Origin of the sequence: Desulfitobacterium sp. PCE1, assembly GCF_000384015.1 — a bacterium.
Classification (GTDB): domain Bacteria; phylum Bacillota; class Desulfitobacteriia; order Desulfitobacteriales; family Desulfitobacteriaceae; genus Desulfitobacterium; species Desulfitobacterium dehalogenans.
This window is the reverse complement of record NZ_KB913023.1, coordinates 1,130,776-1,143,507: the sequence shown is the minus strand read 5'-3', so window position 1 is coordinate 1,143,507 and position 12,732 is coordinate 1,130,776. Positions and strand designations below refer to the sequence as shown.

General features: G+C 45.9%; 9 protein-coding genes, 1 pseudogene and 1 riboswitch. Of the genes and pseudogenes, 1 reads left to right on the top strand and 9 read right to left on the bottom strand.

The window, feature by feature from the left end:
- Positions 1-21: 21 nt before the first annotated feature.
- The 8 genes and pseudogenes from DESPCE1_RS0105655 to DESPCE1_RS0105615 form a co-directional block, all read right to left on the bottom strand.
- Positions 22-1,125: a cobalt-precorrin 5A hydrolase gene (locus tag DESPCE1_RS0105655; protein WP_019849769.1), complete on the bottom strand. Its 1,104-nt coding sequence runs from the start codon at positions 1,123-1,125 to the stop codon at positions 22-24.
- On the bottom strand, positions 1,122-1,892 hold the full coding sequence (gene cobM, locus DESPCE1_RS0105650) for a precorrin-4 C(11)-methyltransferase (RefSeq protein ID WP_014793150.1): 771 nt from the start codon (positions 1,890-1,892) through the stop codon (positions 1,122-1,124). Before cobM ends, DESPCE1_RS0105655 begins: the two co-directional genes overlap by 4 nt.
- A gap of 747 nt (positions 1,893-2,639) precedes the next feature.
- A complete protein-coding gene (cobI, locus tag DESPCE1_RS0105645) occupies positions 2,640-3,383 on the bottom strand; it encodes a precorrin-2 C(20)-methyltransferase (protein WP_019849768.1) in 744 nt (247 codons plus the stop codon).
- A 99-nt stretch (positions 3,384-3,482) separates the two neighbouring features.
- Positions 3,483-4,709 carry a bifunctional cobalt-precorrin-7 (C(5))-methyltransferase/cobalt-precorrin-6B (C(15))-methyltransferase gene (locus DESPCE1_RS0105640; protein WP_019849767.1) on the bottom strand — a complete coding sequence of 409 codons (1,227 nt, stop codon included), beginning with the start codon at positions 4,707-4,709 and terminating at the stop codon, positions 3,483-3,485.
- A gap of 165 nt (positions 4,710-4,874) precedes the next feature.
- Positions 4,875-5,055, bottom strand: a riboswitch (cobalamin riboswitch).
- A 41-nt stretch (positions 5,056-5,096) separates the two neighbouring features.
- The gene (cbiD, locus tag DESPCE1_RS0105630; protein WP_172637585.1) at positions 5,097-6,236 is read right to left on the bottom strand and encodes a cobalt-precorrin-5B (C(1))-methyltransferase CbiD; all 1,140 of its coding nucleotides are present in this window, start codon (positions 6,234-6,236) and stop codon (positions 5,097-5,099) included.
- A gap of 46 nt (positions 6,237-6,282) precedes the next feature.
- Complete coding sequence (locus DESPCE1_RS0105625) at positions 6,283-7,125, bottom strand: glycosyltransferase family 8 protein (protein ID WP_019849764.1); 843 nt, start codon at positions 7,123-7,125, stop codon at positions 6,283-6,285.
- Between the two features lie 108 nt (positions 7,126-7,233).
- Positions 7,234-9,059, bottom strand: a pseudogene (ftsH, locus tag DESPCE1_RS21765) (ATP-dependent zinc metalloprotease FtsH).
- A gap of 50 nt (positions 9,060-9,109) precedes the next feature.
- Positions 9,110-9,562, bottom strand: a complete 453-nt coding sequence (locus DESPCE1_RS0105615; protein WP_014793144.1) for a MarR family winged helix-turn-helix transcriptional regulator — start codon at positions 9,560-9,562, stop codon at positions 9,110-9,112.
- A gap of 158 nt (positions 9,563-9,720) precedes the next feature.
- Here DESPCE1_RS0105615 and cls point away from each other — a divergent pair, with 158 nt between their 5' ends.
- On the top strand, positions 9,721-11,250 hold the full coding sequence (gene cls, locus DESPCE1_RS0105610) for a cardiolipin synthase (protein ID WP_019849763.1): 1,530 nt from the start codon (positions 9,721-9,723) through the stop codon (positions 11,248-11,250).
- A gap of 103 nt (positions 11,251-11,353) precedes the next feature.
- Here the strand turns inward: cls and DESPCE1_RS0105605 are convergent, their stop codons facing one another.
- Positions 11,354-12,730, bottom strand: coding sequence for a 4Fe-4S binding protein (locus tag DESPCE1_RS0105605; protein ID WP_019849762.1), 1,377 nt, complete (start codon positions 12,728-12,730; stop codon positions 11,354-11,356).
- Between the last annotated feature and the right edge of the window lie 2 nt (positions 12,731-12,732).

Sequence of the window (12,732 nt, the reverse complement as noted above, 5' to 3'; positions counted from 1 at the left end):
CCGCATCTCCAGGACCAATGCCTACCACATAGATTTTGCCTTGCTGATGGCCACCGTGACCCCATTCCACTTCTGCTTGGGAAGAACTAACTCTCCCTGACTCGTTCCCAGTAAGCTCGCTGCTTCGCATACACCATCCACTCCAATCTTCTCTTTGACATATTCCGATGGCCTTAGCCCTTGTTGTTCATTTATACTCTGTATTTCTTGTGATGAAAAGGTATGAAAGGGTATGCCCAGGATTCGGGCTGCCTCGATAATTCCTGCTTCATCCGCTTTTAATTCAATACTGTATAGCCCCTGAATACTCTTTGGTGATATCCCTATTTGCTTGAGACTTCCCTCAATGGCTTCCATCACCTGCTCCCTACTTACCCCTCTGCGGCACCCTACTCCGATACCAAAGATCCTTGGCACCAAATGAAGGGGCCTGCTTTTTCCCTGGATCCGCTCATGCTGAGCCGCAAGTTGTTCTGTTGTAACCCATAGCTGGGCATGTTCTTTATCTTTATCCTTAAGGAAATGGTAATAAGGGTCCTGACGCAGGGGGTGTTCCTCGGGCAGGCAATCGGTCCAGACCTTGAGATAACCCTGCTCCAGCAACAAAGAATTGACTTCCTTCAGTCCTGATAAAGGTTCGACAGACCAACCAAACCGTCGGGCGTACTCATCAGGTGCGGTCAGCCCTTGCACATCTGTGGCAGTGGTTATCACCGGTTGGGCATGGATCCACTGGGCCACGGATTTCGCCCAGGCATTGGCTCCTCCTAAATGCCCGGATAAGAGGGAGATTACAAATTCCCCTTTTTCATCCAGCACCAATACGGCCGGATCCCGATCCTTACCCTGAAGATAAGGAGCAATATGACGAACCACAATCCCCGTAGCCATGATAAAAATCAAAAGAGAGGAACCTTCCCATAGTTCAGGAAGGACTTCTTTCAGCTCACTAAAATAATAAGGATCGCAGCAAGGGGCAGGCTCTTCTGTTTCATGAATGCGCTTCTGACCCTCAAGACGCCGGTGCAGATAGAGTAAGGTTGGTTCCTCTTCAGGCCATTTCTCGATGATCCGGCAGGCCGTCCTTAAGCCCTGATCCCTTAACACCACAATGGCTGTTTTCATGAGCGTCCTTGCCGATACTCATGAGTAAATTCCGGGTCATACAGTTTAGAGCGGGTCCCTTGATCCCGGAGAAAATCTCCCACAAGAATCTGTGCATGCTTACGGATTCCCGCCTCTTTCACCTGATTTTCAATGGTTTCTAAGGTACCCTCCAGAATGTGTTGATCCGGCCAGCTGGCTCGATACACAACAGCTACAGGTGTATTGGGGGGGTATCCTTTCCTCAGGGTCGCCACCACTTCCCCTATATCCTGTACACTGAGAAAAATCGCCATACTGGCTTGATGTTGAGCCAATAATGCCAGATCTTCCTTTTCCGGCACCGGGGTTCTTCCCGCCAGTCGTGTAAGAATTAAGGTCTGGCTGACCTCAGGCAGGGTAAACTCTTTTTTCACCGCAGCGGCGGCGGCAAACACAGAGCTTACTCCCGGGATCACTCCGTAGGTAATGCCCTTTTCTTCCAGGCATTGCATCTGTTCCTGGATGGCTCCATAAACACTGGGATCTCCAGTGTGTAAACGAACGACTTTTTCTCCTTTTTGTACCCCTTCCGCCATGATGGCTACAGTCTCTTCCAAGGTTAACCCGGCACTGTCAAATAAAGCTATGCCCTCTCGGCAATGCCGCAGGATATCCGGGTTGACCAAGGATCCCGCATAAATAACCCGCTGGGCTTCTTCAAGAGCCTTTTTGCCTTTTAAAGTGATCAAATCCGGATCCCCGGGACCGGCTCCTACAAAGAGAACCGGATTAATATTCTCAGCCAAGGTTTTCACTCCTGTCTTTATAATGATATCCAAAGATCTTTTTAGTGCAGCCGTCTGGGTCGCGTAGCTTTACGCACAACGCACCTTCGGGCGTGATCTCCTGAAACCTTCCACCGGAAGGTTTCTTGATCGGAGACTCACGTACTCCATAGCTCCAGGGCTGGTCAACTCGCTTTCTTAACAGCATCTGCGGCGGATGCGTATGCTTTGGGGAGTGCCGCCTTGAGCGAAACTGTCCACCGGACACTTTCGACGCCAAACCCCGCTGTTTTCTGCATGTGAACCGTGGCTACGCTATGTTAGGAAAGCCTCGTTGACCCGACCGCCCCTCCGCTTAAAGAAAGCTTGGCTTATGGTCAGTGAAGCGAAGCAGAAGCCTTAGCTGCCTTATACACAGTGAAATCCGTTCGCTTTTGTGCGTAAAGCTACTCTTGTGGGTCTTTCTTGCACTTCTTTCGGGTCTTTTTCTGTGTCCTAAAAAGATACTTAAACGAATACTTGAAAAATCGCCCAAGGATTTTGATTTACAAAAGAGAGCGAATTTAAGCGAGCGGGAACAAAACTTCGCGAAAAGACTGCAGCGGAGTCGGGTTGGAAACAGGACGTTTCCAACCAGCCATTGAGCAGGAGCGATTTGGCTGGGCACCCGACGGAGCGAAGGGCTTGAGCGTTAGTTTTGTCCGCGCAGCTTATTGAGCGAACGGTGTAAAGCAAAATCCTGGAGATTTAGCTTTCAAAGGGTCTTTCTCAAGATTGAGGTTTCTTACAAAGCACAAGACTTAAATAGTCCACTTTTTCCAACACTTCCTCCGGGCCAAGCAGGCGAACGTCTTCTCCTGCCTGACCTACCCGGGTAGCTAAAACTGCCTGTGACCCGGTTCTTTGGATATGATTAAGTACATCCGGCAAATTTCGCGATACTTTCATTAAGACAAGATTAGGATATTGCTCATACTCCTCTAAGCCCTCGATCCCCGGCAAAACCACTAAAGGCTCATCTCCCGTAGCCAAAGGCCAATTCACTCGAGCTGCGACTGCCGCCATAGCCGTGATACCTGGAATGGTCTCTATCTGATCCGGTTCAAGCTGATCTCTTAAGATAGCAAGTAGATAACTGTAAGTGCTGTATAAGGAAGGATCACCTAAGGTAAGGAAAGCAACGGAATGCCCCTGACAAAGCTCCTCCTTAATCTTCTCTGCCGCAGTATGCCAAGCAGCTTGAAGTATGCTCTCATCAGCGGTCATCGGCATTTCTAACTCTAAAATGCTAACTCCGGAGGGGCAGTGTGATTTGGCAATTTCCCACGCGACACTTTCCCGCTCCATCTTGGACTTGGGTATGGCGACCACCTGAATAGCTTGTAGAATTTCCACTGCCCGCAAGGTAATAAGCTTCGGGTCCCCCGGCCCTACCCCTATTCCGTAAAGCTTAGCCTTTTCACTGATCTGATTGTTTACTATGTTTGTGTCTTCGTTCCTATCCTTCTTCACTTCGTTCCTCCTTAGCTCTTCGGCCCGCAACCATCCCGCGGTTCTGGAGCTCATTTTCTTTTGAACGGGTTCTTAACTCCTTTGTTTGAAGCAGAGGCCTTAAATAATCCCCTTTCTTCCTGAAAGTATAAATACGGGGTTTTGGGCCTGGGCAAGATGAATATCCTTAATACCCTTCCAGCGTACAGCTTGGATCGAAACCACATCAACATCCTCATATTGCAAGCTTTTTAAGGCTTCCATACCATGAGCTAATGTCTCTAAAGTTACGGCAGTCAATACAACCCTTCCCCCAGGCGCCAAGGGAGCTTGAAGTAAAATCTCCCGAATCTGCCCATGACTACCGCCAATAATACAGACATCCATAGGGGGGATTTCCTGTAACGTTTGAGGCGCAGATCCACGAACCAGTCGCAAATTTCTTACCCGAAACTTCTCTTGATTCTTCAGAATAAGCTCCTGTGCCTCCGGATTTTCTTCTATGGCATAAACGCAGCCACGATGAGCTAAAAGCGCTGCTTCAATGCTTATGCTACCCGTCCCTGCTCCCACATCCAAGACCCGGGTCGAAGGGGTAATCTCTGCCTTAGCCAGAACTTGAATCCGAATCTCATTCTTAGTCATGGGAACATTGCCACGAACAAACTCCTCATCCTTGATACCAAAGCTCTTAGGCAATGAAAGCAAGGATTGAGCCGACTTATCCTCTGGATTTTCAGGGTAGAGGATCATCACCGCATTAGAGAAATCTTCTTCCAAATCCATGAGCTGATGAGCATCTGTATTTAACCAACGCTCTTCCGGATAAGTCAAGGCATTGCCAAGAGAGATCTGCGGATTGAAGTCATAGGTATGATAATACTCAGCAATCTTCTGAGGTGAGTTTTCACCGCCAGTGAGAACTCCCAAGGGGCGGCTGAGATGTAAAGGTAAGCAATTCAGCGGACGGCCGTGGACACTGAGCAACTCTGCATCCTGCCAGGGGATCCCTGCTCGTGCAAAAGCAAGCTGAATGGAGCTAAGGCCAGGCAACACCTGGATTTCTTCTTGCGGGAACTCCCTTTTCAACCAAGGAAGCAGACTATAAAAACCTGGATCGCCAGAAACCAGGACACTTGCCTTTTTTCCCTGCTGTAATACTCTCTGCAAGGTTTTCAAGGTTTCGGCTAAATTTCCACTGACCCGGTATGACTCTCCCTTGAAATCCGGAAAGAGCTTTAAGGCTCGTTGCCCTCCTACCAAAACATCGCTCTGATGGACCATTTCTTCAACAGCCTGGGAAACCCATGCTCTTGTACCAGGGCCTATCCCCAATATTTGGATCATCCCATCACCTTCCCCTTTGTTTAACCTATATTTCGTTAATTAACCAAGCCTTCGGCTTTGCCCAATTCTGCCGCGATTTATAGTGAAATAAAAAAGAGCCCTGAGCGGCTCTTTGGTTTTTCCCTTCGGTTATTCCGAAATAATCACCACACCCATCGCTCGTGGGCGTAATGCAATGTTCAAGGCAGGTCTCCTGACTTCCAGTCTTCATGCCTCCCCCCCTTCCCAGGATTATCCCAGTGGGCTATAAGGAGGCACTCGTGGTTCACAGTGGCGGGACCGCGCCGGATTTTCACCGACTTCCCTTTTCATCCTCAAAAGAGGAACCTTGAGTATTATCCGATTGTTGTGACAATTTAATTCGAATTACTAAGTTATTCTCTACTTTTACCTAAATTCCTTCTCTATCTGCGGCCAATGCCAAAATTCTTTGCAGATCTCTTTGGCCTGATCGTCCCAGGCAATGATCTCACCGTTAAGCAAAGTAAAGGCGGTTCCCACCTGCACTTCCCCATGCACATGCTCTTGAGCCCGACAACTCGCCCTTTCTGCTAATTTAAACAGAAGATTTCCCCAACCCTTGGTACGAATTTCTTCAGCAGCACCTTCAACCGTTGGATACTCCGCTATGGTCTGCAAAAAGTTCCGGTCAATACCATTCAGTGCGGCATGAGCCACTAAAATTTCCATCCGGGCATCGGCAACATGGGTATGGGTATGGAAAATCCCCCCGGCTACTTTAATCAATTTACCAATATGACCAAAGAGAAGCACTTTCACGATCTTGCGATAGGCAGCCTCCTCCAGCAGAAAGCCCACAAAATTGGCCATCTGAATAATGGCTTCCTCAGGAACTTTCAGTTCCGCCGTAGCTGCTCTGAAACCATAATTGCCAGGAGTTAGAACAATGGCTTTATGTCCATAAGCAACGGCTTGATCCAGCTCAGGCAGAATAGACTTCTTGAACGCTTCCTCTGACATAGGCCGAACTATACCTGTTGTGCCTAAAATCGATATTCCTCCCATAATTCCCAAACGAGGATTCAGGGTCTTCGAAGCAAGCTCTTCTCCATCAGGCACCTCAATCACCACCAGGACTTCTTCCTGGGGAAATACTTCTCGTACCGCTGCCTGAATCATTGACCGGGGAACAGGGTTAATAGCGCTTTCCCCTGGAGGAATCTGAAGTCCTTTTTTGGTAACGACGCCAATACCTTGACCCCCGCGAATGAGGATTTCTCCTTTTTCAGAAAGAACCCGCACTTGAGCTACCACTTCCAAACCATGGGTGACATCAGGATCATCCCCTGCATCTTTGATAATACCTACACGAGCTATATCCTTTTCAATTTCCATTCGATGTATGGATAATTGAAGCCGTTCCCCTTGGGGCAGTGGGATATCTACTTGTGTTCCTTGATTTAATCCTTTCAGTAAGAAGCATGCGGCTTTTGCCGCCCCGGCTGCACAGCTGCCCGTAGTAAAGCCCATTTTCCATGAATGCCTGTCCTTCATCTCTTTCCTCATATCAGCCGCCCCATCTATTATCGTATTCAACTATAATGCTATCATTTCACCTCATCGTCTCAAAATCCTTCATTTTGTCATGAACCTTTTGTGCATAGTCTTTATAGAAAACATCCAATTCCCCCATATAATTTTCCTTCCAGGGTTTGTTGCGGCCACAATAATGGATAATCACGGTATTATTGCGGACCCAATCCAGGTCAATCTTCGCATCCCAATACTTGGGATTCAGGTTATAGAGAACATAATACCGTTCACTAAGATTATAGATTTTCGCATCCACAGTCAGCGTTCTATCACTATAAACTCCATTAAGGACATCTTGGTCAGGTAGAAATAAGCGATGCTTATATCCCTCAATATATTCATAGACTTCATGAATATCCTGTTCCTGGCGCAGCAGAGACAAGTTCATCATCATAACCCCCGAATTGACATAGGTGCTGTCTTCAGCCATATTAAGCCTGACATGATTAATCCTTTTCAATATTTCCTTGACATGGGAGGCCGCCGCGAAGAAATTCCCTTGGAAATCTATGGTATAGAACTCCTTTAAGGGATTTATCACCACTAGATCCGGATCCAGGTACAAAATCCGCTCGAGGTGATCCGGGAGATATTTGACAGCGAAAATCCGATAATACATTTCTTTGGGGTAGCGGCTGGTAATGGGGGCATCGCTTAAACCCTTATCGGAAATTTTAATGTCTTCAATTTTACATCGAGAGGTGTCAATGGCATGATTGATGCGGGTAAAGTCTTCTTTTGACATGCCGGAATGAGCCACATAAACTGTAAACTGCTCCCCTGGATTGGACTCAATCAGAGAGGTGAGCATGACGATCAAGTGTATAATATAATTCGAGTTTAGGGTGACTAAAATATTCATGGATTTACCCCTTTGCTGGTTTTATCTTTGGATATGTGGATTATGCTTTGTCACCTATTCAGAATAAAACAGGGACCGGGATGTTAAAAACATCACCAGTCCTTCATTTTACCTTGAGAGCACCGCCATAAATTCTTCTCCGGTGATGGTTTCTTTCTCTAACAAAAAACGCGCCAACTCATGGAGTTTGTCAATATTCTCTTTTAAGATTCCGAAGGCCTTTTGATGGGCACTTTTAATGATGGATAGGATTTCCTCATCAATTTTGGCTGCGGTTTCAGGGGAACACATCAAAGAGGTATCGCTACCAAGATAAGGATTATTCACTGTTTCTAAGGCCATCATATCAAAATTCTTGCTCATCCCCAGACGGGTAACCATGGCGCGGGCGATTTTGGTCGCTTGTTCAATATCATTGGAGGCTCCTGAAGTATAGGTTCCGAAGATCAATTCTTCGGCTGCCCGGCCTCCTGTAAAGGTCGTGATTTTATTGAACGCCTCCTCCTTGCTCATCAGAACACGCTCATCCTCTTCCACTTGCATAGTGTAACCCAAGGCACCGGAAGTCCTCGGAATGATGGTAATCTTATGAACGGGTGCAGAATCAGTTTGTTTGGCCGCCACTAAAGCGTGACCAATCTCATGGAAAGCAACAATCTCTTTTTCTCGATGAGAAATCACTGCCCCTTTCCTCTGATAGCCTGCAATAACGACTTCCACAGACTCCTCCAAATCGCTTTGGTTCACCCGGCTTCTCCCACAACGAACAGCCCGCAAAGCCCCTTCATTGATAATATTAGCCAGCTCAGCCCCGGATGCTCCGGCAGTGGCTCGGGCGATAGTTTTAAAGTCGATAGAGGGTTCCATTTTCACCTTTTGTCCATGAACCCTTAAAATGGCTTCTCGGCCTGCCAAATCCGGAAGCTCTACAGGGATTCGGCGATCAAAGCGTCCAGGGCGCAATAAAGCCTTATCCAGTGATTCCGGCCGGTTGGTAGCCGCGAGAATCACAACACCCTTCTTCCCATCAAAGCCATCCATTTCGGACAAAAGTTGATTCAAGGTTTGTTCCCGCTCATCATTACCTCCTCCGAAAGATCCTCCATCACGTTTTTTCCCGATAGTATCAATCTCGTCGATAAAAACGATGCAGGGGGCTTTTTCATTGGCTTGTTTAAATAAATCTCTGACTTTTGCAGCACCCATTCCCACAAACATCTCTACAAATTCGCTCCCGGATATGGAGAAAAAGGGGACTTTAGCCTCTCCGGCAACAGCCCTTGCCAGCAAGGTCTTCCCCGTTCCCGGAGGCCCAACCAAAAGAACCCCTTTAGGCAAATTCGCTCCAATGGCTGCATAACGGCTGGGGTCGTGAAGAAAATCCACTATTTCCGTGAGGGCTTCTTTCGCCTCATCCTGACCCGCTACATCGGCAAAGGTCTTGCCCGTCTGGGCTTGAACATAGATTTTAGCATTACTCTTGCCAAAGGTCATGGCATTCATGCCGCCGCCCATCTTTTCTGCATCAGATTGCCCAGCAAATGCCAAAGTCCAAATAATAAGATCATGGGAAGTATCCAAGTCAAGAGAAAGTTCATTAAGGGCGAGTTTTCCCGGGGGATAACCTGAGAATATTTATCCACTCCGGCAGCCTTAAGGCGATTAACCAATTCGGGATCATCCATGGCACCTGTAACAAAGACAGTTTCTTTACCTGTGGAGTCTTTGGTCACAAAAGCAATCTGATTATCCTGAACTTCGACTTCAGAAATCGCTCCACTCTCAAGATAGGACAGGAAAGAGCCATAATCCACTTGAGTAATTTGTCTTTTAAGCAATTCTGGAAAAACAAAAGCATTAAGGAACAGAAGAATTAACAAAGCAATCAGGGAATAATAGATAAGCGGTTTCTTCGGGGTTTGTTTTCCGTTCATTTTTTTCACTCCATTATTTTTATATCTAACCGCTCACAGGAATTCTGATTCTACTTCGGATCAAATCGATACATCTCTTGCATAAAGGCTTTCACATTGTCCATGCACTCAATAAATCGTTGGTATTCCTTTTCGCCCTTATGTTCCAAAAAAGCACCGTAACGCCGTTCAAGAGCCTCCTCTATCCTATAAACCGTGTCTTCCCCGTGCTGTGTAAGGGTAAGTTTTACAAATCGTTCGTCCTCAGGAGTACGAATCCGTCTTAGAAATCCTGCAGTCTCCAATTTCTTGCACATTGAGGAGGCATTCCCACTGGTAAGGCCAATGATTCCTCCCAGACTCCCTATAGTGTGAGGTCCTCCGTCCTTAACTTCCACTAAGATTCGCGTCTGCATTAAGGTCAAGCCGTGTTCCTCAACAATGGGGCGGAATGCATTGGCCATACCTTCGGTTATCGTCCTTAAGAAATCCCAGATTTCATTCTCAAATACCATGCTTTTCATGCTTTGGCCCCCACCACGCTCTCCGATATTGTATTTACACCATATATATTATAGTGTATACTTTATCTAGTCAATACATTATAGTTCCTTGTTTTTTATCAAGTGGACAAAAAGTCCGGAATTTACATATACTAAGATAACGAATGGGAGGGAGAATCATGAAAAATTTGCCTATGCTTTACCGTGTGATATCTATCGCCTTGCTTCTCCTCCTTCAAATCTTTGCACTGGTTATGATCATTTGGAGGTTCAGCAGTTATTTTATTTATTTCTATACTATTTGTACATCTCTCAGCATTGTCGCCCTGCTTTATATATTGAACAGCAAATCTGACCCCGCTTATAAGATTGCTTGGGTTATCCCCATACTTATCTTCCCTATCTTCGGGGGTCTATTCTATCTTTTGTTTGGCCGCAATAAGTTAAGCAAGCGTAAAAAGCGTGAAATGAAGGCTGTCAACGAAAAAATGAACCAGTCTTTAATACAGAATCAAGTCATCGTTCAGGAGCTTGAAGTAGAAAATCATCGTGCAGCTAACCTTTCTCGATATATCGAGAAATATTCCTATTGCCCCGTTTATAAGAATACCATTACAGAATATCTGCCTCTTGGCGAGATAATGCATGAGCGTCTGCTAAAGGAATTGAGAAAGGCTGAGAAGTTTATTTTCTTAGAGTATTTCATTATTGATGAAGGGGTCATGTGGGATTCTATTCTCGATATTTTAGTAGAAAAAGTCCAACAAGGTGTGGATGTTCGAGTCCTTTATGATGATGTGGGCAGTCTCTTTAAGTTGCCCTATGGTTATGAAAAGAAACTGGAGGAGAAAGGAATTAAGTGCAGTGTCTTTAACCGCCTGATTCCTGTTCTCTCTATACACATGAACAATCGAGATCATCGCAAGATTGCCGTGATCGATGGAAAAATAGCCTTTACAGGTGGGGTCAATCTGGCTGATGAATATATTAATGCCTATGACCGGTTAGGCCATTGGAAAGATACCGCCATACTCATCCAAGGTGAGGCCGTCTGGAATTTTACAGTGATGTTCTTATCCTTATGGGGTTATGAGACTGAGACGAATGAAGATTATACCCGATACAAATTACCTGCGGACGAGGCAGAGGCCCACCCAACCGACGGATTTGTCCAGCCCTTTGGAGACAGTCCCTTAGATGAAGAACCTATGAGTGAAAACGTTTACCACACTCTCATCGCTCAAGCAGAACGCACTATCTATATTAACACCCCTTACCTAATCCTGAATAACGTAATGCTTTCGGCCCTCTGCTCTGCTGCCAAACGAAGTGTTGATGTTCGTATCGTGACTCCTTATCGTGGGGATCGCTGGTTTGTTCATTCCATGACCCGTTCGAACTATAGGCTCCTTGTCGAAAGCGGCGTAAAGATCTACGAATATTCACCCGGCTTTATCCATGCCAAATCCATCCTTGTGGACGATGTCCACGCTGTGGTTGGAACCATCAATATGGACTACAGAAGCCTTTACCTGCACTTCGAATGCGGTGTTTATCTCTATAAGACTCAAAGTATCTTGGAAGTAAAGGAAGATTATTTAGAAACTTTGGCAAAATGCCAGCAAATTACCGTAGAGGATTGTCGTGCTGTCAAATGGTACCGTAGATTAGGACGTACGATTCTTCGTATTTTCGCTCCGTTGATGTAAAAAACAGGAGCTTTTCAGCATTTTCGTAAATCTGCTGAAAAGCTCCTGTTAGGTTTATAAGCACTTAGCCTATTTATTTTTAGGAGGAGATGGCGATAAGAACCTACATCATCCGTTTAATCTGAATAGCCGGGTATTCCATCACACAAACATACTCACAGATTCCACATCCTGTACAGATCTCCGGATCAACCACCGGATATTGAAATCCTTCCATCTTAATCGCTTCGTCAATCAACGGGCAACTGTTGTAACAGGAGCGGCATACATCATCCTGATAAGCATAACATCGGTTTTTATCAATTTCGGCAATACCGATTTTTACTTCTCGCATGCCCAAAGGTACAAGGGCACCACTGGGACACACATCAGGACATTCCATGCACAGTGAGCAGGGTACTCGACGGGGAATAAAATAAGGGGTTCCAAGATTTAATCCTTGATCGAGATGCGCACTTAATAAGGTCTTATCCGGGCAAACTTCAATACATTTGCCACAGCGCAAACACTTAGCCAAAAACTCTTCATCCCTAACTGCACCCGGCGGGCGAAAAACCCTGGGAGCAGCGGCAGCAAGAGCCTGAGAAGGTTTATAGGCCAATCCTGCCAGAGCAATCATTCCTGCCCCTTGGAGAACACTCCTCCGGGATATTTTTTCCCCTCCCTCTTCCGAAAGTAGATCTGCAACAGGTTGCAGAGAAAATTGCAGAGCTCCGCTTGAACAACTATCAATGCAACGTCCGCATCGGGTACATAGACTCGAAACACAAAATTCGCTTGTGCTTGTGATAGTACTTTTCAAACTTTCAGCAGTATAATTACATGCCTTTACACATTTAAAGCATTGTACACACTTATCCGTATCGCAACGAACCTTGATGGGGCTCCAGCGAGAGCCTAGCGCATAAAACACCCCGATTGGACAAAGCGTCCTGCACCAACCACGCCTGTATCCTGCCAGCTCCAATAGGATGATCATCAGGATAAGAAAAGCTTCCAGCCCTAACCCGAACAAAAAGGTCCTATAAAGGATACCTAAAGGGGATAGAGTCTGAAATATAGGAATCCCTACAACCAAACTAAGCACCAGAAAGAAAGGTAAGGCCCAATAATATTGCTTTTGTTCATGAGTGACAGCTTTTTTAAGCTGTATTCGTGTCAACCATTTCCATTTCTTCTTTAGAGCATCAACGCCTTCAATCAGGAACCCTATAGGACAAATCCAACTGCAGAAAACTTTCCCTAAGAACAGATAGATCCCGACAATTAACAGTGCACTCATCAGGAAAGTAATTGTGACGGCTTTTGATGCCAATAGGATTTCTAAAAAAGCAAATGGATCTGTTAGCGTCAAACCGAGAATCCTGCTGGAACTCAATGTCCCAATGACCTGGTAAATTCCCATAAGGGGTAATAGAAAGATTAAGATCATGCTTACTTGAACAATGCGCCGACACCGATTCCAAGAAATTTTAAGCATTA